24 protein-coding genes are annotated in these 21,799 nt (G+C 53.0%); 10 read left to right on the forward strand and 14 right to left on the reverse strand.

Annotated elements, in window-relative coordinates; all coding sequences use genetic code 11:
* The first annotated feature begins 45 nt into the window (after positions 1-45).
* A complete protein-coding gene (gene znuC, locus K6958_RS11990) occupies positions 46-798 on the forward strand; it encodes a zinc ABC transporter ATP-binding protein ZnuC (RefSeq protein ID WP_249891321.1) in 753 nt (250 codons plus the stop codon).
* Positions 798-1,583 carry a zinc ABC transporter permease subunit ZnuB gene (gene znuB / locus K6958_RS11995; RefSeq protein WP_249891322.1) on the forward strand — a complete coding sequence of 262 codons (786 nt, stop codon included), beginning with the start codon at positions 798-800 and terminating at the stop codon, positions 1,581-1,583. Before znuC ends, znuB begins: the two co-directional genes overlap by 1 nt.
* A gap of 169 nt (positions 1,584-1,752) precedes the next feature.
* On the opposite strand, the gene ruvB is transcribed toward znuB, so the two are convergent.
* From ruvB to aspS, 6 genes are all read right to left on the reverse strand, one after another.
* Complete coding sequence (ruvB, locus tag K6958_RS12000; RefSeq protein WP_249891323.1) at positions 1,753-2,757, reverse strand: Holliday junction branch migration DNA helicase RuvB; 1,005 nt, start codon at positions 2,755-2,757, stop codon at positions 1,753-1,755.
* A gap of 8 nt (positions 2,758-2,765) precedes the next feature.
* On the reverse strand, positions 2,766-3,380 hold the full coding sequence (ruvA, locus tag K6958_RS12005) for a Holliday junction branch migration protein RuvA (protein WP_249891324.1): 615 nt from the start codon (positions 3,378-3,380) through the stop codon (positions 2,766-2,768).
* A gap of 85 nt (positions 3,381-3,465) precedes the next feature.
* Complete coding sequence (gene ruvC / locus K6958_RS12010) at positions 3,466-3,990, reverse strand: crossover junction endodeoxyribonuclease RuvC (protein WP_103061105.1); 525 nt, start codon at positions 3,988-3,990, stop codon at positions 3,466-3,468.
* A gap of 37 nt (positions 3,991-4,027) precedes the next feature.
* Positions 4,028-4,771 (reverse strand): YebC/PmpR family DNA-binding transcriptional regulator, encoded by a 744-nt coding sequence (locus tag K6958_RS12015; RefSeq protein WP_249891325.1) that lies wholly within the window; start codon positions 4,769-4,771, stop codon positions 4,028-4,030.
* 186 nt (positions 4,772-4,957) lie between these two features.
* Positions 4,958-5,392 (reverse strand): dihydroneopterin triphosphate diphosphatase, encoded by a 435-nt coding sequence (gene nudB / locus K6958_RS12020; protein ID WP_249891326.1) that lies wholly within the window; start codon positions 5,390-5,392, stop codon positions 4,958-4,960.
* A 1-nt stretch (position 5,393) separates the two neighbouring features.
* Positions 5,394-7,172, reverse strand: coding sequence for an aspartate--tRNA ligase (gene aspS, locus K6958_RS12025; protein WP_249891327.1), 1,779 nt, complete (start codon positions 7,170-7,172; stop codon positions 5,394-5,396).
* A gap of 315 nt (positions 7,173-7,487) precedes the next feature.
* On the opposite strand from aspS, the gene K6958_RS12030 reads away from it, so the two are divergent.
* Positions 7,488-8,051: a hydrolase gene (locus K6958_RS12030; RefSeq protein WP_249891328.1), complete on the forward strand. Its 564-nt coding sequence runs from the start codon at positions 7,488-7,490 to the stop codon at positions 8,049-8,051.
* Positions 8,052-8,157: 106 nt separating this feature from the next.
* Complete coding sequence (locus K6958_RS12035) at positions 8,158-8,979, forward strand: DUF72 domain-containing protein (protein ID WP_249891329.1); 822 nt, start codon at positions 8,158-8,160, stop codon at positions 8,977-8,979.
* 2 nt (positions 8,980-8,981) lie between these two features.
* Here K6958_RS12035 and K6958_RS12040 read toward each other — a convergent pair whose 3' ends face one another.
* The gene (locus K6958_RS12040; RefSeq protein WP_249891330.1) at positions 8,982-9,392 is read right to left on the reverse strand and encodes a putative T6SS immunity periplasmic lipoprotein; all 411 of its coding nucleotides are present in this window, start codon (positions 9,390-9,392) and stop codon (positions 8,982-8,984) included.
* The gene (locus K6958_RS12045) at positions 9,389-9,940 is read right to left on the reverse strand and encodes a type IV secretion protein Rhs (RefSeq protein WP_249891331.1); all 552 of its coding nucleotides are present in this window, start codon (positions 9,938-9,940) and stop codon (positions 9,389-9,391) included. The genes K6958_RS12040 and K6958_RS12045 overlap by 4 nt, the downstream gene beginning before the upstream one ends.
* Positions 9,941-10,248: 308 nt before the next feature.
* Between K6958_RS12045 and cmoA the strand changes: the two genes are divergently transcribed.
* The 4 genes from cmoA to K6958_RS12065 all read left to right on the forward strand — a co-directional run bounded on the left by cmoA (position 10,249) and on the right by K6958_RS12065 (position 13,734).
* Complete coding sequence (gene cmoA / locus K6958_RS12050; RefSeq protein WP_249891332.1) at positions 10,249-10,989, forward strand: carboxy-S-adenosyl-L-methionine synthase CmoA; 741 nt, start codon at positions 10,249-10,251, stop codon at positions 10,987-10,989.
* Entirely contained in the window at positions 10,986-11,954 is a 969-nt protein-coding gene (gene cmoB, locus K6958_RS12055; RefSeq protein ID WP_249891333.1) for a tRNA 5-methoxyuridine(34)/uridine 5-oxyacetic acid(34) synthase CmoB, read from the forward strand. Before cmoA ends, cmoB begins: the two co-directional genes overlap by 4 nt.
* Before the next feature lie 142 nt (positions 11,955-12,096).
* On the forward strand, positions 12,097-12,546 hold the full coding sequence (locus K6958_RS12060) for a DUF4385 domain-containing protein (protein ID WP_249891334.1): 450 nt from the start codon (positions 12,097-12,099) through the stop codon (positions 12,544-12,546).
* Positions 12,547-12,636: 90 nt separating this feature from the next.
* Positions 12,637-13,734 (forward strand): glycerol dehydrogenase, encoded by a 1,098-nt coding sequence (locus tag K6958_RS12065; protein ID WP_249891335.1) that lies wholly within the window; start codon positions 12,637-12,639, stop codon positions 13,732-13,734.
* Positions 13,735-13,838: 104 nt separating this feature from the next.
* Here the strand turns inward: K6958_RS12065 and K6958_RS12070 are convergent, their stop codons facing one another.
* The 4 genes from K6958_RS12070 to K6958_RS12085 all read right to left on the reverse strand — a co-directional run bounded on the left by K6958_RS12070 (position 13,839) and on the right by K6958_RS12085 (position 17,452).
* Positions 13,839-14,684 (reverse strand): hypothetical protein, encoded by an 846-nt coding sequence (locus K6958_RS12070; RefSeq protein WP_249891336.1) that lies wholly within the window; start codon positions 14,682-14,684, stop codon positions 13,839-13,841.
* A 213-nt stretch (positions 14,685-14,897) separates the two neighbouring features.
* Complete coding sequence (locus tag K6958_RS12075) at positions 14,898-16,577, reverse strand: hypothetical protein (protein ID WP_249891337.1); 1,680 nt, start codon at positions 16,575-16,577, stop codon at positions 14,898-14,900.
* 144 nt (positions 16,578-16,721) lie between these two features.
* Complete coding sequence (locus K6958_RS12080) at positions 16,722-16,985, reverse strand: DUF7940 domain-containing protein (RefSeq protein ID WP_249891338.1); 264 nt, start codon at positions 16,983-16,985, stop codon at positions 16,722-16,724.
* Positions 16,982-17,452, reverse strand: coding sequence for a lysozyme family protein (locus K6958_RS12085; RefSeq protein ID WP_249891339.1), 471 nt, complete (start codon positions 17,450-17,452; stop codon positions 16,982-16,984). Before K6958_RS12085 ends, K6958_RS12080 begins: the two co-directional genes overlap by 4 nt.
* A gap of 82 nt (positions 17,453-17,534) precedes the next feature.
* Here K6958_RS12085 and K6958_RS12090 point away from each other — a divergent pair, with 82 nt between their 5' ends.
* Positions 17,535-18,224 (forward strand): LexA family transcriptional regulator, encoded by a 690-nt coding sequence (locus K6958_RS12090; RefSeq protein WP_249891340.1) that lies wholly within the window; start codon positions 17,535-17,537, stop codon positions 18,222-18,224.
* Positions 18,225-19,281: 1,057 nt separating this feature from the next.
* Here the strand turns inward: K6958_RS12090 and K6958_RS12095 are convergent.
* The gene (locus tag K6958_RS12095) at positions 19,282-19,731 is read right to left on the reverse strand and encodes a hypothetical protein (RefSeq protein WP_249891341.1); all 450 of its coding nucleotides are present in this window, start codon (positions 19,729-19,731) and stop codon (positions 19,282-19,284) included.
* Between the two features lie 631 nt (positions 19,732-20,362).
* On the opposite strand from K6958_RS12095, the gene K6958_RS12100 reads away from it, so the two are divergent.
* Positions 20,363-20,461: a YoaK family small membrane protein gene (locus tag K6958_RS12100; RefSeq protein ID WP_249891342.1), complete on the forward strand. Its 99-nt coding sequence runs from the start codon at positions 20,363-20,365 to the stop codon at positions 20,459-20,461.
* A 510-nt stretch (positions 20,462-20,971) separates the two neighbouring features.
* Here the strand turns inward: K6958_RS12100 and cutC are convergent.
* Positions 20,972-21,724, reverse strand: a complete 753-nt coding sequence (cutC, locus tag K6958_RS12105; protein ID WP_249891343.1) for a copper homeostasis protein CutC — start codon at positions 21,722-21,724, stop codon at positions 20,972-20,974.
* Between the last annotated feature and the right edge of the window lie 75 nt (positions 21,725-21,799).

The following is a 21,799-nucleotide window of genomic DNA, read 5'->3' on the forward strand; positions in this document are numbered from 1 at the left end:
TTGTGATATTATAACATCCGATAACTTCTGCAAGTATTAATAATTATGACCTCACTGATTAGTCTGGAAAATATCTCAGTCAGTTTTGGCCAGCGTCAGGTATTGTCGAATATCTCATTATCGCTGGAACCAGGACGGATCCTGACGCTGCTTGGCCCCAATGGTGCCGGTAAATCGACTTTAGTTCGCGTCGTGCTGGGGTTGATTGAACCCAATAGTGGCACGTTAAAACGTAATAACTCGCTGCGCATCGGTTATGTGCCGCAAAAGCTACATCTTGACCCCACTCTGCCGCTTACCGTGGAGCGTTTTTTACGGCTGCGCCCCGACACACGTAAAGCGGATATTTTACCCGCGCTTAAGCGGGTGCAGGCTGGGCATCTGCAGCATGCCGCGCTGCAAAAACTCTCTGGCGGCGAAACCCAACGCGTATTACTGGCCCGTGCCCTGCTAAATCAGCCACATCTGCTGGTGCTGGATGAGCCGACACAGGGCGTCGATGTTAACGGTCAGGTTGCGCTGTACGATTTGATCAATCAGCTGCGCCTTGAATTGAACTGTGGCGTGCTGATGGTCTCGCATGATCTGCATCTGGTGATGGCGAAAACCGATGAGGTGCTCTGCCTGAATCACCATATCTGCTGTTCGGGTACGCCGGAAGCGGTGTCGCGCCATCCTGAATTTATCGCCATGTTTGGCCCACGCGGCGCAGAGCAGCTGGCAATTTACCGTCATCATCATAATCATCGTCACGATCTCCAGGGACGAATCGTTTTGCGTAAAGGACAAGAAAAATAATGCTCGAATTACTACTTCCCGGCTGGCTGGGCGGCGTAATGCTGGCGCTGGCGGCCGGTCCGCTGGGTTCGTTTGTGGTCTGGCGCCGCATGTCCTACTTTGGCGATACGCTGGCGCATGCCTCATTACTGGGCGTGGCTTTCGGCCTGCTGCTGAACGTCAATCCCTTCTATGCAGTGATTGCAGTCACGCTGTTGCTGGCGCTGGGTCTGGTCTGGCTGGAGCGGCGTCCTCATCTGGCCATCGATACGCTGCTGGGCATTATGGCGCACAGCGCCCTGTCGCTGGGGCTGGTGGTGGTGAGCCTGATGTCGAATGTCCGCGTCGATTTGATGGCCTATCTGTTTGGCGATCTGTTGGCAGTGACGCCGGAAGATTTATGGATCATCGGCGGCGGCGTGGCGCTGGTGCTTGCGGCACTCGCCTGGCAATGGCGGCCGTTGCTGTCAATGACCATTAGCCCGGAACTGGCGCAGGTAGACGGCGTGAATATCGCGCGTACGCGTATGCTGCTGATGCTGGTTACCGCCCTGACCATCGGCGTGGCGATGAAGTTTGTCGGGGCACTGATTATCACCTCGCTACTGGTGATCCCGGCCGCTACCGCCCGACGCTTTGCTCGCTCGCCGGAGCAGATGGCGTTCATTGCTATCGGCACCGGGATAATTGCCGTGACCGGCGGGCTGACCTTCTCGGCCTTTTACGATACGCCGGCCGGCCCCTCGGTGGTGCTTTGCGCCGCGCTGCTGTTTATTTTCAGCCAGATGAAAAAAGCCCCGGTGTAATATCAAACAGGCGGCACTGAAGCCTGAAGCACGGGAGGCCACGGCCTGGAGTAAAGCGTCCCGCGGCCTCACAAGGCGCGGGCCGAGCATGTTATGGATGACGGCCGTTGCGTCTTTGGATGGCCGTGGCCTCTCGTGCAGACTCCCTGATAACCCTCGCCCGGCTTTTTTACACTTCGCGAGTAATGCCGAAATGTTTGAAGGCGTGTTGCGTGGCGATGCGTCCACGCGGCGTGCGCTGAATAAAGCCCTGCTGAATCAGATAAGGCTCCAGCACGTCTTCAATGGTTTCACGCTCTTCGCCAATGGCCGCCGCCAGGTTATCCAGCCCCACCGGCCCGCCGGTGAACTTATCGATAATTGCTAACAGCAGCTTGCGGTCCATATAGTCGAAACCTTCATGATCGACATTCAACATGTCCAGCGCCTTTGCCGCCACTTCGCCGTCCATCACGCCTTCGGCGCGCACTTCCGCAAAGTCGCGTACGCGGCGTAGCAGACGGTTCGCGATACGCGGCGTGCCGCGCGCGCGACGCGCCACTTCCAGCGCGCCTTCCGGGCTAAGATCCAGCCCAAGGCAGGCGGCGCTACGGCCAACGATATGCTGTAAATCTTTCACCTGATAAAACTCCAGGCGCTGCACAATACCGAAACGATCGCGCAGCGGCGAGGTTAACGAGCCTGCGCGCGTGGTGGCGCCAATCAGGGTGAATGGCGGCAGGTCCAGCTTGATAGAGCGCGCGGCCGGACCTTCGCCGATCATAATATCCAGCTGATAATCTTCCATCGCCGGATAGAGCACCTCTTCCACCACCGGCGACAGGCGATGGATTTCATCAATGAACAGGACGTCATGCGGCTCCAGGTTGGTCAACATTGCCGCCAGATCGCCCGCTTTTTCCAGCACCGGGCCGGAAGTGGTACGCAGGTTAACGCCCATTTCATTGGCGACAATGTTCGCCAGCGTAGTTTTGCCCAACCCCGGCGGGCCAAAAATCAGCAGGTGATCCAGCGCGTCGCCGCGCATTTTGGCCGCCTTAATAAAAATTTCCATCTGTTCGCGCACCTGTGGCTGGCCGACATACTCGTCCAGCAGGCGCGGACGGATCGCGCGATCGATAATTTCTTCTTCGCTGACATTGCCGGGTGAGACCAGGCGATCGGCTTCAATCATGGTTTACCTCAGAGCGCAGCACGCAGCGCTTCACGGATCAGGGTTTCACAATCAGCATCCGGACGGCCCACTTTGCTGACCATACGGCTGGCTTCCTGCGGTTTATACCCCAACGCCACCAGTGCGGCAACCGCTTCGGCTTCGGCATCGTTACTGTCGGCGGCGGCATTCTCGCTGGTAAGAGTAAAGACGGCGTCGCCACCAAACAGATCGCCATGCATGCCTTTAAAGCGATCTTTCATTTCCACCACCAGCCGCTCGGCGGTTTTTTTGCCGACGCCGGGCAGTTTCACCAGCGTCGCAACTTCTTCACGTTCTACGGCGGTGGCAAACTGCTGCGCTGACATGCCGGACAAGATCGCCAGCGCCAGCTTCGGCCCGACGCCGTTGACCTTAATCAGTTCACGAAACAGCGCGCGCTCCTGCTTACTGGTAAAGCCATACAGCAGTTGAGCATCTTCACGCACGATAAACTGGGTAAAAATGATCGCTTCCTGATTCAGCTCGGGCAGCTCATAGAAGCAGGTCATTGGCATGTGGACGTCATATCCCACTCCGTTCGCTTCAATTAACACCAGCGGCGGTTGTTTTTCCAGAATGATGCCTCGCAGACGACCTATCACAGTAGCTTCCTTTGATTCAGGGAGAGAGAAAGTGCCAGAGTTATAACATAAAAAAGGCTGGATGAATATCCAGCCTGATAATGGGTTACGAACGCAGCCTGCCGCGTGTCAGCGTCAGCCGCGTATCGCTTAGCCGGCTGGCGTTCTGACTGACGTGGCAGTGGGTAATGGCGATCGCCAGCGCATCGGCGGCGTCCGCCTGCGGATTGGCCGCCAGCTTCAGCAAGGTGCGCACCATATGCTGCACCTGACTTTTCTCTGCGCTGCCGATGCCGACCACCGTTTGTTTCACCTGACGCGCCGCGTATTCAAATACCGGCAAATCCTGATTGACTGCCGCCACGATCGCCGCGCCGCGCGCCTGTCCCAGCTTCAGCGCCGAGTCGGCGTTTTTCGCCATAAACACCTGTTCGATGGCGAAAAAGTCCGGTTGAAACTGGGTGATGATCTCCGTAACGCCCGCATAAATCAGCTTTAAACGGGACGGGAGATCGTCAACGCCGGTGCGGATACAGCCGCTGCCCAGGTAGGTCAGCTGCCGTCCAACCTGCCGGATCACGCCGTAGCCGGTAATTCGTGAACCCGGGTCAATGCCCAGAATAATCGCCATCAGGCTGCTCCGTCAGGTTGGTGAATAACAGCAACCATTACAGGGTCGCCGCCACCTCATCGGACATTTCACCGTTGTGATACACTTCCTGCACGTCGTCGCAATCTTCCAGCATATCGATCAGACGCATCAGTTTCGGCGCCGTTTCAATATCCATATCCGCTTTGGTGGAAGGGATCATAGAGACTTCCGCGTTTTCCGCTTTCAGGCCCGCCGCATCCAGCGCATCTTTCACTTCGCCGAAGGTTTCCCACGGCGTGAAGACGTCAATCGCGCCGTCGTCATAGGTTACGACGTCATCCGCACCCGCTTCCAGCGCCGCGTCCATGACCGTATCCTCATCCAGGCCCGGCGCATAGGAGATCACGCCTTTTTTGGTGAACAGATAGGCTACGGAGCCGTCGGTGCCCAGGTTGCCGCCACACTTGGTAAAGGCGTGGCGCACTTCAGAGACGGTACGATTACGGTTATCGCTCAGGCACTCCACCATGACCGCCGTGCCGCCAGGACCATAGCCTTCATAGATAATGGTCTCCATGTTGCTGTTATCGTCGCCGCCTACGCCGCGAGCGATAGCGCGATCCATGGTGTCGCGCGTCATGTTGTTGGATAACGCTTTATCCATCGCCGCACGCAGACGCGGGTTAGATGCGGGATCGCCGCCGCCCAGCTTCGCCGCCGTAACCAGCTCGCGAATGATTTTGGTAAAAATCTTACCGCGCTTGGCATCCTGTGCCGCTTTGCGGTGTTTGGTGTTGGCCCATTTACTATGACCTGCCATAACTCTGCTCTCTCCAGGTTGACACCGGTCAGACGCCTTAAGGCCGGTTCCCCTTCAGGGAAACAACGCACCTTCTGCCTGACGCTGTTGATTTTGTATCAGTCCAGACTGACTGACGGCTTCAGCGCGCGAATGCTGATAAACAGCATCGCACTTTGCAGTGCGCTGCGCGGCTGTCGGCAGCGATTAGCCGACGAATTCTTCTATCGCCTGGCGATTACTCCAGGACTTGGTAAGACGGGCAGCAACGGCAGCATCCAGCCACTGCCAGGCCAGATGCTCGCTTAATGTAATGCTGCGTTCGCCCGGCAGCGCCAGGCGAAACCAGTACTCGCGATTATGCGTAACGTGCGGCGCATAGCGATGACGAAAGTGCGGAAAGATTTCAAACTCAATCTGCCGCTGACAATCTTCCAGCGTTAGCCCTTCAGCCGCCACATCAATGCACAGCTCTTCCCACACTTCGCGCTGCGCCGCCTCAAAGGGCGCCTCACCCGGCTCCAGGCTGCCGGTGACCGACTGCCAGAAAGCGGGATCGTCGCGCCGTTGCAGCATCAGCACCCGCCCGGTATCCTGCGCGAATATCACTACCAGTACCGAAACGGGCTGCTTAAAGCGCATCTTACAGGCTCTCTGGCTTATCCTTTTTGACCACCTGAATACTTAATTCCTCCAGCGAGGCCGGATTAGCGAAGCTTGGCGCTTCGGTCATCAGACAGGCTGCAGCGGTGGTTTTCGGGAAGGCGATCACGTCACGGATGTTATCGGTACCGGTCAGCAGCATCACCAGACGGTCAAGGCCGAAAGCCAGGCCCGCGTGCGGCGGCGTACCAAACTTCAGGGCATCCAGCAGGAAGCCGAACTTCTCGCGCTGCTCGGTTTCGGTAATGCCCAGAATGCCAAACACGGTTTGCTGCATCTGACCGTTGTGAATACGCACCGAGCCGCCGCCCACTTCGTAGCCGTTGATCACCATATCGTAAGCGTTGGCGATCGCGGTTTCCGGCGCCGCTTTCAGCTGTTCCGGCGTCATGTCGCGTGGCGCGGTGAATGGATGGTGCATCGCCGTCAGGCCGCCTTCGCCGTTATCTTCAAACATCGGGAAGTCGATAACCCACAGCGGTTTCCAGGCGCTAAGGTCGGTGATGTTCAGATCGCGGCCCAGCTTCAGACGCAGCGCGCCCATCGCATCAGCGACCACACCCGCCTTATCAGCGCCGAAGAACACCATATCGCCATCCTGCGCGCCGGTGCGCTCAAGGATCGCCTCAACGATTTCCGCGTTAAGGAATTTCGCTACCGGGCTCTGGATGCCTTCCAGACCCTGCGCGCGCTGGTTGACTTTGATATAAGCCAGACCTTTCGCGCCGTAGATTTCAATAAATTTGCCGTATTCGTCAATCTGCTTACGGCTAAGCTGAGCGCCGCCCGGCACGCGTAGCGCCGCGACGCGGCCTTTCGCATCATTCGCCGGACCGGAGAAGACTTTAAATTCGACCTCTTTAACCAGGTCGGCGACATCCACCAGCTCCATCGGGTTACGCAGGTCCGGCTTATCGGACCCGTAACGACGCATTGCTTCCGCGAAGGTCATCTGCGGGAACTCGCCCAGGTCGACGCCCTTTATTTCCAGCCACAGCTGGCGCGCCAGGCGCTCCATGACTTCACGCACCTGCGGCGCGGTCATAAAAGAGGTTTCCACATCGATTTGGGTAAATTCAGGCTGACGGTCGGCACGCAGGTCTTCGTCACGGAAGCATTTCACGATCTGATAGTAGCGATCGAACCCGGACATCATCAGCAGCTGTTTAAACAGCTGAGGAGACTGCGGCAGCGCGTAGAATTTGCCTTTGTGCACGCGGCTTGGCACCAGATAGTCGCGCGCGCCTTCCGGCGTGGCCTTGGTCAGCATCGGCGTTTCGATATCAAGGAAGCCGTTATCGTCCATAAAGCGGCGCACCAGGCTGGTGATTTTGGCTCGAGCCTTCAGGCGCTGCGCCATTTCAGGACGACGCAGGTCAAGGTAGCGATATTTCAGACGCGCCTCTTCCGTGTTGACCTGGTTAAAATCGAGCGGCAGCGGTTCAGCGCGGTTGATAATGGTCAGCTCGGTCGCGAACACTTCCACTTCACCGGTAGCCATATCGGGGTTTTTATTGCGCTCGTCGCGGGCGCGGACCACGCCGGTAACCTGAATGCAGAACTCGTTACGCAGCTCAGACGCCAGATTGAACGCCTCCTGGCGATCCGGATCGAAAAAGACCTGCACGATGCCTTCACGGTCGCGCATATCAATAAAGATCAGGCTCCCGAGATCGCGGCGACGGTTAACCCAACCGCAGAGAGTCACTTGCTGACCAACATGAGACAGATTGATCTGTCCGCAATATTCTGTACGCATAACGCTATCCTTTTAACTTCGCCGCTGCAGCATGGGCAGCGCTGTTGTGTCGTCTTGGAGTCAGGTCATCCGGCGGATAACCATCAGGCAGACGCTGCCGCAAAAAGGCAGGCATTATAATGTAAAAAGCGAGGCACGATAAGGGGGAACGGCGTGCAGAGCAGAAAGCATGCTCATTTGTTATCCCCTGCTGGCTAATGTTAGCGCCGCGCACACAGAAATTCACAAAATTCATGAATTAACGACATTTTTCTGCTCGCCCGTAGGTGGGCGCGTCACGTAGGCTAATTCTTTTGTCTGTTTGCGGAGAGCAATATGAAACTCAATCCTGGATCAACCGCGCTGGTTTTAATCGATCTGCAGGAAGGCATTCTGCCTTTTGCTGGCGGTCCCCACAGCGCGCAGCAGGTGGTGGACGGCGCGGCCAGGCTGGCGGAAAAGTTCCGCGCCGTTAACGCGCCGGTGGTGCTGGTGCGCGTTGGCTGGTCACCCGATTTTGCCGATGCGCCGAAGCAGGAGGTCGATTCTCCACTGATGCACGGCGCGCTGCCAGAAAACTGGTGGAATTATCCGCCGGCGCTGGGCGCCCAGCCCGGCGATATTGAAGTGGTAAAGCATCAATGGGGTGCCTTTTACGGCACCGATCTGGAGCTGCAGCTGCGCCGTCGCGGCATTGACACTATCGTGCTGGGCGGCATCTCCACCAATATCGGCGTAGAATCTACCGCGCGCAACGCCTGGGAGCTGGGTTTTAACCTGGTAATTGCCGAAGATATTTGCAGTGCCGGAAGCCAGGAACAACACAACAGCAGCCTGGAATGGATTTTCCCGCGCATTGCGAAAATCCGTCGTAGCGATGAGATTATCGCCGCGCTGTAAGCGAAAGGGGACGGCGCATCGCGTCCGCTATTGAAGCCCCGGAGGCGGAACCGCGTCTGCATCGACAGCGCAAGGTTAATCCGCCGGGGTTCATTACAGGAGCATTATGACATTTCGTCTTGGTTTGCCGCAGTGGCAGCATCCGCACTGGAAACGCTATGGGCTGGAAACGCTGGCTGACTATGCGCGCTATTTTAACTGCGTTGAAGGCAATACCACGCTTTATGCCCTGCCGAAAGCGGAAGTGGTGCTACGCTGGCGTGATATGACCAGCGATGACTTTCGTTTCTGTTTTAAATTCCCCGCCACCATCAGCCATCAGGCTGCCCTGCGCGACTGCGACGAGCTGCTGGAGACTTTTTTCCGCACGCTGGATCCGCTTAGCGCGCGCATTGGGCAATACTGGCTGCAATTGCCCGCCGCTTTTGGTCCCGACTCGCTGGCTGCGCTGTGGGCGTTTCTCGATCGTCTGCCTGGCGCCTTCCGCTATGGCGTTGAAGTGCGTCATGCCGCTTTTTTCGCCAAGGGCGAGGCAGAGCGTGCGCTCAATCGCGGGCTGCACCAGCGCGGCGTAAATCGCGTGATCCTCGACAGCCGTCCGGTGCACGCCTCTACTTCCGTTACGCCCGCCACGCGGGATGCCCAGGCGAAAAAGCCCAAGGTGCCGCCGCACGCCATTATGACCGCCAGCGATCCAATGGTGCGTTTTATCGGCAGCGAATCGCCGCAGGAAAACCAGGTATGGTTTGAGGACTGGCTAGCAAAACTGCCCGGCTGGCAGGAAAAAGGCACGCCGTGGCTGTTTATTCATACGCCGGATATTGGCGAGGTGCTGGATCTGGTTCAAACGCTGTGGCCGCGCCTGCAGCAGGCGTTGCCACAGGTGGGCGCGCCCCCGGACTGGCCGCAGCAGGCGGCGCTGTTCTGATTTTATATCCGGGTCGCCATCAGTTTGCCATCGACGCGATAGAGGGTGAAACTGACAGTGTAATTTCTGCCGCCTAATTTCCCCTTATCCCGATAGAACGTTTCCGTAAGAAAACTGTAAGCTCTCCCGGTTTGCCAGGCGTAGCCAAAATCGGGTACGCATCGATCAGGATAAAGTCGAATAGGATCTACTGTGGTTTGATGATCAAAATGTTTACGCCACGCCTCTTTTTCTCGACTCGCCTCGACAATCTGAATACCGTTAAGAAATTCATTTTCCTGCGCTGCAATTAATACACACGCTTTTTCTCCCACAGTTATAACTTTGGCAGGATGAATATCCAGAATAGATGATTCGCAGGCAGTCAGCCCCACCAGGCTGACTGAGAGATAAATTAACCGAATCCAGTTCATTGGCAATCCTTGGATGAGTTGGAAAATATGGTTTTTTGGTAAACAGAGATTAAATTATCACGGTTGAACGCACCCCGTAAGGTAACGAGTGGGGTCGATCTCCTTCTTTGTGTGTCCCATTCTTTATAACCATACGTGTACAAAACATAATAGTCAGCGACAATCTGCGCCTGCTGCTCCAGCGAGTAGCTTAATAAAGGCTTGCCATCTAGCTGATAACTATAATCCGCCGCCCAGCTAAATAAGCCACGCATCCTGACCCACATATGCTTTTGATGTTGCCAGACATGCATCATTTCATGAATGAACAGATGCCGATCTCTGACATCAGCCTCCTTAGCAAAATTATCAGAATAGAGTTCTTTGCGAAACCAAATCTCCCCATTAGGTGACATTGCCGTATCCCTACTCTGTAAGCCAAAAGGCAAATAGCTGTCACAATGAATCCATACGCGTGCGTAATCTATCGATCCACCAAAAATGGAACGTGCCAGCGCGATCTCTTCCAGCGTTAATAAACGCAGCGTTCCTTCTTTAGCCCTGTCCATCGTTGCCGTTTCCTTTAGCCTGAATATCCGTTCTGGCCGTTATGCATTTCCTTAAGCTATCCGCCATACGTCAGGGTATAAGGAGAAGGCGTAAACGCGCCAGCAGCGACAGAGCATAAAAGCGAACAAAAAATAATCTGTGCCCAACACCATACTCACGGCTTTTTGAGACCGTTCTTGCTAAACGGCCGGCTTCTTCTTCATAAAGTTACTGCCTGATCCGCTGCGACGGCGCGCTACAACAGGTGCAGCGCGCCGCGCTTTCTGCCAAAATAACGCCCTTTCCGTAGTTGACCGGATTTACCCCTATGTCTAATCGAGATACGCTGTTCTCCGCGCCTATTGATAAATTGGGCGACTGGACGTTTGACGAGCGCGTAGCTGAAGTTTTCCCGGATATGATCCAGCGTTCGGTGCCGGGTTATTCCAATATCATCTCTATGATCGGCATGCTGGCCGAACGCTTCGTCAAGCCTCAAACCCGGGTTTATGATTTAGGCTGTTCGCTGGGCGCCGCCACGCTCTCCATACGTCGTTCGGTACGGGAGGAAGACTGCAAAATTATTGCGGTTGATAACTCGCCGGCGATGGTCGAGCGCTGCCGCCGTCATATCGATGCTTTCCGCGCCAGCACGCCGGTTGAGGTTATCGAAGCCGATATCCGCGATATCCCTATTGAAAATGCCTCTATGGTGGTACTGAACTTTACCCTGCAGTTCCTGGCGCCGGACGATCGTCTGACGCTGCTGAAGCGTATCTGGCAGGGGCTAAACCCCGGCGGCGCGCTGGTGCTGTCGGAAAAATTCAGCTTTGAAAATGCCGAGGTAGGCGAATTGCTGTTTAACATGCATCACGACTTCAAGCGTGCCAATGGCTACAGCGAGCTGGAAATTAGCCAGAAGCGCAGCATGCTGGAAAACGTGATGCTCACCGACTCGGTGGAAACCCATAAGGCACGCCTGCGCCAGGCTGGTTTTCAACATAGCGAGCTCTGGTTCCAGTGTTTTAATTTTGGCTCGCTGGTGGCATTAAAAGCAGGTGCGGTATGATCGATTTCGGCAATTTTTACCAGCTTATCGCGCAGGGGCCGCTGGCCAGCTGGCTGGAGGTGCTGCCAGCGCAGCTGGCCGCCTGGCAGCGTGAAAACCTGCACGGCCATTTTCGCAACTGGACCAAAGCGGTGGATAACCTGCCGCTGCTAACGCCACAGCATCTCGACTTACAGCATAGCGTCACCGCCGACAGCGAGGCGCTGAGCGATCGCCAGCGGCAGGGCGTTGAGAAATTGCTGCGTACGCTCATGCCGTGGCGCAAAGGCCCTTATTCGCTGTACGGCACCCTGATCGATACCGAGTGGCGCTCCGACTGGAAATGGGATCGCGTATTGCCGCATATTTCGCCGTTGACCGATCGCACCGTGCTGGATGTGGGCTGCGGCAGCGGTTATCACATGTGGCGGATGATCGGCGCGGGCGCCAGGCTGGTGGTAGGCATCGACCCTACGCAGCTGTTCCTCTGCCAGTTTGAAGCAGTACGCAAGCTGCTGGGCAACGATCAGCGCGCGCATCTGCTGCCGGTCGGTATTGAGCAACTGCCGGAGCTAAAGGCGTTTGATACCGTCTTTTCAATGGGCGTGCTTTATCATCGTCGCTCTCCGCTAGACCATCTTTATCAGCTAAAAAATCAGCTAGTGAGCGGCGGCGAACTGGTGTTGGAAACGCTGGTGATTGAGGGCGACGAGCATGATGTGCTGGTGCCGGGCGAACGTTATGCGCAAATGCGTAATGTCTGGTTTATTCCTTCGGCGCCGGCCCTGGCGCGCTGGCTGGAAAAATGCGGCTTTGTTGATGTGCGTATCGTGGACTTCTCCCGTACGTCCACTGAAGAGCAGCGCCGTACCGACTGGATGATCACCGAATCGCTGGCAGATTTCCTGGATCCCAACGACAGCAGCAAAACGCTGGAAGGCTACCCTGCTCCCTTACGCGCCGTACTGGTAGCGCGTAAGCCTTAATCCCGTTTTGCAGGGCATCTGCGGATGCCCTGCCCTTCAACGCCTGCCGCCCCGCCCTTCGGTTTGCCTTACCCCCCCTTTCGCCGCAAGCAGCGTTCAGCGATAAACGCTAAACTTAACGCAGCGATCAGAGGAGGGAGCGATGAAAGAGTTTGATTATAAGCTGGATTTTAAAACTATCGATTTTCGCCAACATCCGGAGTTGTATCAGGTAGGGCGCGGCGAACAGGGCGTGCTGCTTGTCGAACCTTATAAATCGGAAATTTTACCGCACTGGCGCTTTCGTACCCCGGCTATCGCACGTGAATCAGCAGAGAAAATTATGACGCTGTTCGAAGCCTATCGGCAGCAGGATGATTTTGTCGGCATGGATATGGCGCGTAAATTTATCCAGATGGGCTTTACCCGCGCGCGCCGCTACGCCAACCATCCGGGCGGTAAAAAATATGACGCCCAGCGTCAGGTGCTGCCGCAACAGCTGGATGCGGAGAAGGTAGAGTCAGCGACGATTTTTAAAGCTTACTGGGACAAAATCCGCGCCGATGAAGATTACCTGCAGCGGAAAAAAGCCCACCAGCAGCGCTACGGATAATATTTTTTCCCACTCTTTAACCAACCAGCGCCTGGAAACCTGCCAGGCTTTAGCTAACGCGTTAAATCAATAGCTAAAAGGAGAACGGGAATGAGTAAGTTTGTTTTTTCCTCCCCACGCAAATATGTTCAGGGCGCGGGCGTACTGGCTGAACTGGGAACCTATTTAAAAGAACTGGGCGACAGCGCCTTTCTCATTGCAGACGATATTGTCTGGGGTCTGGTCGGCGAGCAGGTGCAAAATACGCTGAAACAGAGCGATATTCAGCAGCACTATGAAAAATTTAATGGCGAAGCGTCCGGAAATGAAATTACCCGTCTGGCCAATGCGGCGCGTCAGCACGGCTCTGCGATTGTTGTGGGTCTGGGCGGCGGGAAAACGCTGGATACGGCTAAAGCCGTCGCGGATGAGCTGCAAGCGCCGGTGGTGATTGTGCCGACCGCCGCCTCAACTGATGCGCCCTGCAGCGCCCTGTCGGTGATCTACTCTGATAGCGGCGTCTTTGAAAGCTATCGCTTCTACAGCAAAAACCCCGATCTGGTGCTGGTCGATACCTGGGTCTGCGCGCAGGCGCCGGTGCGGCTGTTCGCTTCCGGTATTGCCGATGGGTTGGCTACCTACGTTGAGGCGCAGGCGGTACTGCGTTCACACGGTAAATCAATGGTAAACGGCGATCCGACCATTGCTGGTATGGCGATCGCTCGCGCCTGTGAAGAGACGCTGCTCACCTGGGGCTACAGCGCCTGGACCGCCGTCGCGCAAAAGCGCGTCACGCCTGCGGTGGAAGCGGTAGTGGAAGCCAATACGCTGCTTTCAGGGCTGGGCTTTGAGAACGCCGGTTTGGCGGGCGCGCATGCGATTCATAACGGCTTTACCGCTATCGAAGGGGATATTCATCATCTGACGCACGGTGAAAAAGTAGCGTATGGCACCCTGACGCAGATGGTGCTGGAGCAACGGCCTGATGAAGAGATTGCCCGCTATATCCGTTTCTATCGCGCAATCAAAATGCCGACGACCCTGGCAGAGATGCATCTGGAAAATGAGAGCTGGGAAAATATGGTAAAAATCGGCGCGCTGGCGAACAGCGAGGGCGATACGCTGAAAAATCTTAACCCAGGCCTGACCCCGGAAGCGGTCGCTAACGCGATTCTGGCGGTAGATGCCTTTAGCAAAAGCGTGAAGTAATATCTGCGCGCAATGTTGGAGGCGCCGTCTGGCGCCTCTAATTGTAGGGTTAAAACGCGTCAGGCCAACGGTCAGCGCCGCGTTCCACTCTTTTTCTGGAGGTTCTATTCCGCCTTGTCATCCCAGTACTCGAAGCGATACGCCGTACCCAGCTGACGCTGTAGCGTCTCCTGCCCGACAATCTCGGTTTCATGAGAATAGCTCAGGGTGCAGTTACCCGTCTTATCCCAGCTCTGGCACTCATCAAGCGTGGTGACGCTGCCGTTGCTGGTGGTGTTTACCATCCGCATTCCCAGCTCGCGCTGTTGCTTATCGTAGGTATAGCTTTCCTGGCTTTGGGCCGAGCGGCTGCTTAGCAGTAACCCAGCGCTGTTCCAGCGATAACGGTATTCACCATTAGTCAGCGCATCCGAACCGCGAGAAGTGCTGCTGATTAAACGCAGCTGTTTATCATAGCCGTAAGTCGTCTCGGTGAAACCTTTCTTCCCCATCAAGGTAAAACTGTCGCTGGCGCTGATGATATTGCCCTGGTTTCCCACCATATAGCTGATATTGCCCTGCTTGTTATTAATCTCAACCAGGGCATCCTCTTTTTGCACCTTTACGGAAATCTGATATTCCGCCAGCCAGCCGTGGCTAACGCGAAAAATATGCTGCTCCATCGCTAGCACGATATTTTGATCGGTTTTATCGTAGCTAATATCCGCGATGGTAAGCTGGCCGCAACGGTCGAACTGACCCAGCACGCGTTTTTGCGAGTTAACATTTTTGCCGAACTCGCCCATCACCACCTGCTTAATCGGCCCTTTGGCCGTGCCGCCCAGTAGGATCACGCTATTGCTCTGTTTTATTGCTTCAGACCCAGGACGGCAGGTTTCCGCTGCCATGCTCGGGCGGCAAACGCTCAGACTGAAAAGGATGATAGTCAGTGCCAGATATCCAGACTTCATGATCAATTCCTGTGTTAATACAACGGGACGCTGGCATAACTTCCTTCCGTTCACAGGAGGGATAAGGTCAGGCTGGCGTAACTGCGGCTGTGTTATCCAGCATAGCCCATCGGATCAGGAGTGGTATAGAGAAGGCGCGGCGACAGGGAAAGAAATAGAACGGTGCCTGAAATGTTAAAAAAGCCTTCCGCGTTGCACGGAAGGCCCGACAACTTATACCGGTGTTACCGTATCACTATAATCGAAGGTGACCCAAGACGCTTTAGCATCTTCGCCTGTTGCGTAGTAATAACGCAGTTTCTTATCAGCATTGTAAGCCAGCACAATTTTACCCATCGCCTTACCGAAAGTATTCACCATAGAGGTCAATGATTTCAGCTGTGCCTGAGAATAGACGAATCCGCAGGTGATGCCGTCATTCTCATTAAACAGCCATTCAATTTCCGGTACGTCCCCTGCGGTTGATGAACTGGAACCACCCGAGGAGTTAGTTTTGGTATAGCGAATAGATAGCGGCGAAGCTGAATTAAGATTGTAACAGTTGCTCATGATAAACTTCTCGCTAATGTCACGCATACTTGCGGCATATTGCCCTGAGGAAAAACCGGTACTGGTTACATGCACTTTCGCCAGATTCATCAGGCTGAGCGCATAATCGTTGCTGCCAACATCAATAATGCTGTGGTTAATAGAGAGTGTACCGCCAGAACCACCCTGGAACAAAATACCGCTGGCGGTCCCGTTGCCCCGCAGACGACAACCGGTCAACAGGATAGTGTTAACCGCGTTGGTAGAACTTTTGATTAAATTGGCGAAACCATCAGCAAAGCAGTTATTCAGATGCAAATCTTCCGCCGGTACTAAATTAAAGGCGTTATTTTTCGGGTCGCCTTTATTCAGCATAGAGAGCTGCAGCGTCAGTTTATGCTCACCGGAAACCGTTGATGAACGGTCAAGAATAAAACCGTCGCCGATAGCTCCCTCATCCATGACCACCGTTGAGCGTACAGTCACGTTATATGACCAATTCTGCACGCAAATCGCTCCGCGTTTCGGTGCCCAGTTCGCGCCCTGCAAATCAGTCGCGCTACGGGTATATTTAAGCGTATTTTCTGCCAGTACGTTAGTACACATAATATACGCTTCACACCACCAGGTAGCCCCGCCGATAGAGACGTTACCAATTGACGAACCGTTAGTAATCCCCTCCATCACAAAGTGACGACGGAACGGACCATAGGCCAGGTTATTCGCCATAATGGTGTGTTGGGCATCAAATTGCGCGCGGCCCGTATTCGAGGTAACCGGCGCTTCGGCATGGAATGCGATACGGCCATCAGTATCCGCTTTACAGGAAGCATAATTATGCGCAATAACCGTTCCCGAGCCCCAAATACTGACCGCATCACCGCGATCCTCCAGCCCCACTCCGATACAGTCGAGAAAGTTATTATTAATAATCCGCGAACCATGGGCGCGCTGAACCGAACCGGCGATCACCGCATTCACCTGGTTAACCATGGTACAGCCTTCAACCACGCAGAAGTCAGCCTGAATATCAATCGTACCCTGTCGTCCACCGCCCTTTTCATTACTTTGCAGTAAAAGCGGGTTAGTTGATTTCAGGCTGCGCACCTGACAACGCTGATGTTTTAGCGCAATCATGGCGCGGCCGCTCATAGTGGTGCCTATTGGCCGGATTTCACCCGTCTCCGTTCCTTCGATAATCTGCCCTTCAAAGGCAGTTTTAACCTGCGCAGAAAGATTAATAATGGTATCGACGATGACATATCTTTCTTTATTAAGCAGCGCTTGAAAGGCGGCGGTATTATCAGTTTTATAATCAGTTGCGCTAGTTGCAGCAATTTTTTGGGAAGATGTAGTTAAAGCCATGATGAACCTCCAGAATGAAAAATAAGGGTTTTTGTCCTTGTTAAAAACATTTAGCGCGTAAATTCAGGTTGCGGAAATCCCTTTCCGCTTATATTGCGGAATTATATTTCTCCGTTTTTATTATTTCGCCCTGGTGCGTATTACTTAATTTTGTGGCGTATTATTATCGCCTGTATCAACGGGTGTATTTGAACCAGGCGGTGCTTTCTGTCGGGTAATACGAGAAAGCATCCCTAACAGCATTACAATAAATGAAGTAATCTGTAGCCAGTGAGACGGAATCGTTGCTTTCCAGTCCGGTGGCATTTCCAGCCAGATAGTCGGCAGCAGCCCCAGGGCCACCAGCGCTTTCGTAGAATGCCAGCGCCACCAGTTTGGCCAATCCTTAACCAGACGTAATTTCATCATATAATTACCCCTCTATAGCTGTCATAATTGCCGCTACGCATTACCTCAGCATGGCGCTTCGCCCGGTTAGGCGTTTGCCGCGCCCACTTGCTCATCAACATACTGCTGGCCGCTGCGGTAAAATTTTCCTGGGAGATCAGGGCCAGCGTATTCTTGAATCCTGCCAGCCCTTCCACTCCCATCTGCCAGGCCATGCTGTGCAGAATATCGCTACGCGGTTCGTTACAGTGTCGCAGCGCATCAACAATTCCCGGTATGGCATTCATTTGTAACCTGTTATTGCTTAACAAAGTTTCCAGCCATACGCTCCCCACCACCTCCGGCACCGTAAAGGTATAATTGCTGATCGGGCAACCGCGTGGCCCGAGTTTGATGCCATAAGCCACGGTCGGATAACCTTCTGTGTCGATATAAGGCTTTGCCCGATAACCTTCTTCAAATTTAAGTATTTTTATTATTTCGCTCATAGCACACTCCTTTTTCAACTTACCCGTGACCTTGTTAAAAGTTGGCTCTGCCGCATTGGTGGTTTTCGTTCTGTTATGTATAATGCTTGAACCCATAACAAAACGTATCAAATCAGGCCATAGCAAAGCGTGTTTGACGAACAATACGGCGCGCTATAAATTTTCGTTTATGAAAACAGATTCTCTTGCTACGCGGCTCAATATAGCGATGAACATGGCCGGAATGACTCAGGGTGCTTTAGCCAAAGCATCCGGCGTTTCCCAGCCTACTATCTGGCGTCTGACCAAAGGTCAGGCCGCTGGATCACGCAAGCTGGTTGACATCGCGGCCGCACTCAACGTCAATGTCGAATGGCTGGCCAAAGGTCAGGGAGAGATGCAGGGACCTTCCACCAGAGAAGGTTTTTCACATACTCCCGCGGCCAGCGACGTTCCTGTCTGGACGCTGGCGGGCAAAACCAGCGAGACCGTTACCACGCCTAACGGCGTCCGCGCCAAAAAAACCTGGCGAGCCTATTTGATCGATCGAAACAGCGGTTGTGCTGAAGCTACTGCGGGCAGTATCGTCATTATTGATACTGATATTCCGCCGGAATCAGGCGACCTGGTGATCGCTCGCGTCAATGAGCGCATCAGCGTCTATCGCTATCTCGAAGGTCCATCTAACGGCTTTTTAACCGTGGATGATCCACGTTTACCGGCAGTAGAACTCTCCTCCTCCGCCGAACTCATCGGCGTCGCTATCTTTTTAATCCGTGATTTGCGCCGGTAAGCCGCCACATCATCATCCGGTAAGGTGAACTCGCGATACTGCCCACCGGCGACACGATATAAGACATAAATCATGGCGAACCTCTTCAGCTACCTAGCCCGTCAGTTATCTAACTTCCCATCGGCGCCTAAGCGCCGCTCCGGGTTCAACTATGCTTCAACACGCCTATGAAGCATGAATGCTGCTTATTAGTTCGCTGACGAGGCGGTTAACACATTCACCACACTTCATAACCTTTGTTATTAAAAATACTATTAGCTATTAAAAAACTGTCAAGTTTGCTAACTGGAAAAAATGGCCTTAATCGGGGGGGGTTCTGATAGCAAAACGTACCATTGGCAGGCGTTTCGGTGGGGCCTGAGGTGAGCTAACTTCGTGCCAGCTAATCATTTTTTCAGTTTTAATGATTAAACAAGCTTAACGGTAACAAGGGATGAAAAAGAGCTAAAAAAAATTTCCGTAAAGGTGAAAAAAACTTTTTTCCCCAATTTGTTTAACTTTACCGATTATGTTAAACATCTTAAAATTCAATTGGTTAATTAAAAACACCTCGTCTAATAGCTTTACCCATGCACTAGCGAAAGAAATTTGTTTCGGCGATAAAAAGTAACGGTCACTTATATTTATATTATTTTTCAACAAGTTAAACAACATTGAATTACTTTAGCGTAATCGTTAAAACAACGGAAGAACTACCCCTATGTGGTTAGCAATGTTAATCAATGTGAGAAATGTGATCGGGTTCGTTTAGTTAAATTCTTTGCAACATTAACTTCTACGCCAAGGACCAAAGCGTATTAAAGTTAATAGCAAATTTTTTAGCCTGATATCCGGCCTTAACGCAGCGCATCAAAAATCGACCGGTAGAGTAGGTAAAACGCTTAAGCGCGCGCGTGGAATTTGCCTGGCAACTTATAAGGTATACCAGCACAGATGGGGTTGCCGTGGGTTAACCCGCGGCAGGAGAAGTACGTTCAGTGCGATCCAGAAACAGAGATAAGCAGCTATAGGGGCCATGATCCGGCAAGCCTAAGCTAAACAGGGATCTCCCCTTTTCTCATCCTCCTGACTGTGCTTCAAAATCTTGTTTTAAGCGTGCCTGCTCAAGCGAGACAGGTTGCGTATCGGCAGTAATAATCTGACGCAGCATCAGGTTCTGATGGGCATATTTTTTAGCCTGATCGTTAAGCGCGATCACAACAGCGCTTTTCTGTGATGTTTTATCTTGTCGAACAGAATAGAGCAGAAACAATGACGCATTGTTTCTCGGCGTACAACCTACAAACCAGCGATCTTCACGATAAAGCAGTTTACAAAGGGCGTTAAACTGCGTCATTGCTAAGCCGCTTTGGATATCTTTTCGCGCAATCGCAGCCCAATGCGGTGGCGTCAATGGTTCGCCTGCCTTATCTGGATCTTTAACAAAGGTTATACCTTCTTCGTCATTACAACCGGTTAAAGCCAGCGCCAAAACGATGAGAATAATCCTTAACTTCCTGTTTTTCATATCCTTTACCTTAATGTTTTTCAAGAGGAACATTGCCACATCGACATAAATATAGTAATGATAAAAAACAATATAAGGATTTAAGTCAAATAACAGAGATTATACGTAGTGAAATTTTCTGTTGTTACGAAATGAGCGAACATAAAAGGACTATAAACAGGCTGCGGCGCAAGCAGCAAAACCAATGTTCAATATTGAGGCAGCCATCGGTAGTTATCGTAATGCGTGCTCTCACATGACAAAGATTCGCATGATAGCCCCTCTGGCAAGCGTAGCCGTCGGCCAACTAAAATAGAAACTGAACGCCTGCTCAATGCACTCAAAAAGCGTGAGGAAACGGCATATCCAACAGCGCCCTTCTCGGGAAATTTTCTGTAAGAGCCCGAGAAAAAAGGAAGACAATCATATGGAAGTGCCTCTGCTGAGTGAGTCATGAGATATCGTGCAGTGGCAGGTATAAACCAAACTATTCCCAGAATCGCTCCATGAGCGCTATAACGAACTACTGGGATGCAAAAAACCATTTACCAAACCAGAAAAAAAAGCTTAACCTTTAGCTCCGTTAATCATAAGGTCACGTTGATCATATCCTTGAAGGCCTCACAGATGAAAAAAACGCCAGGATGAAGCTATGAAGATTGGATACATTTTCCCAGCGGTGTGCGGCATTGCCGGTGTGGTGCTTCTGATCTGGTTCATCGCCAGCGGGGCGTGGATGCCAGGGGCTTAGGCCGGGAGAGACGTTTGGGTGAATTATGAATAACGATACGCCGAAAATTGCCTTTGCATATCCTACTTTCCCAAGGCCTGGGATGAGTGCTATTGGGCCAATCCCCTCGGATATTGGTAAACAGGTGACTGAATTTCCAGCCAGAGACGCCTAACTAATGGGTACTGCGGTATTAAACAGGGATGATTTTGTAGCAACATTTCCTGTTTGCTTTCTTCCATTGGAATCTTTTTCGATGATATCAACCACCCTCTTCATATCCCTACTGATGGCTAGAATGTCCCTGCGGAGAGCCTGCGCATCACTCTCTTGCGAAGCCATGTCCAGGTAGTTTGTGGAGGGTATGATGTTCATAATACTACCTACAGCACGCAGGTAACCTCTCACACCAACAACCGCATTTTCCAATAATTAATTTGGATAAAAAAAACCCCAACAAAGTGCTGGGGTTTGGTACTTGCAAACATCACGTCTGAGGAACGGCGTGCTGCGCGGCAAAAACTGTTATGGTCAGGCAACCCGAACAACATTCATCTGCATGATGCTTTTCATCGCCTCAACCATTTCACCGTCGACACACTGGCGGCTGAATTCATCGGTCTCGACATCGGAACTCATGGAAACGCCTGCTTTACGGTAGCGCATCGAGGAAGAAACCAGATGGCTGGCGGAGCTGTGTAGCTCACGAATTCCCGCATCCAGAAACTTTTGCAGGTTGCTTAACCTGACGCCTGCACCAGCCATAATGATTGGACCTTTACTTAACTCAGTAAGTTCCTTTAACAGTACAATTCCATTCTCAGCATTTTGCTGCTGGCCTGATGTCAGAATGCGCGCAACGCCCAGCGCGGTCAATGTCTCCAGCGTACGTTTCGGACTATGACAAAGATCGAAAGCGCGATGAAAGGTCACCTGCATATCGCCGCACAGCGATATGATTTCTTGCATCTTCTTGATGTCTATATAAGCATCTTCATCCAGCATACCCAGCACCACGCCGGGAAAACCCAGCTCACGGATTAATGCGACATCGGATTTCATCGTGGCAAATTCGCTGGCGCTGTAGCAAAAATCCCCGCCGCGCGGACGAACGATAGGGTGAACCGGTATATGTAATTGTTCGCGTGCCGCCTGCAACATGCCGGCGGACGGCGTTAACCCGCCCTCTTTTGGCGCGGCGCAAAGCTCAATGCGGTCAGCGCCCGCCTGCTGGGCGTTAACCGCACAGTCGATTCCGTAGCAGCAGACTTCCAGTTTAACCATTTCATCCTCCTGTTAATGACTGCTGGCTGGTTTTCTGATTCTCAGTTAGGCTCAGTTTGCAGGGCAGTGTAAAGA

This window comes from Mixta hanseatica (assembly GCF_023517775.1).
Classification (GTDB): Bacteria; Pseudomonadota; Gammaproteobacteria; order Enterobacterales; family Enterobacteriaceae; genus Mixta; species Mixta hanseatica.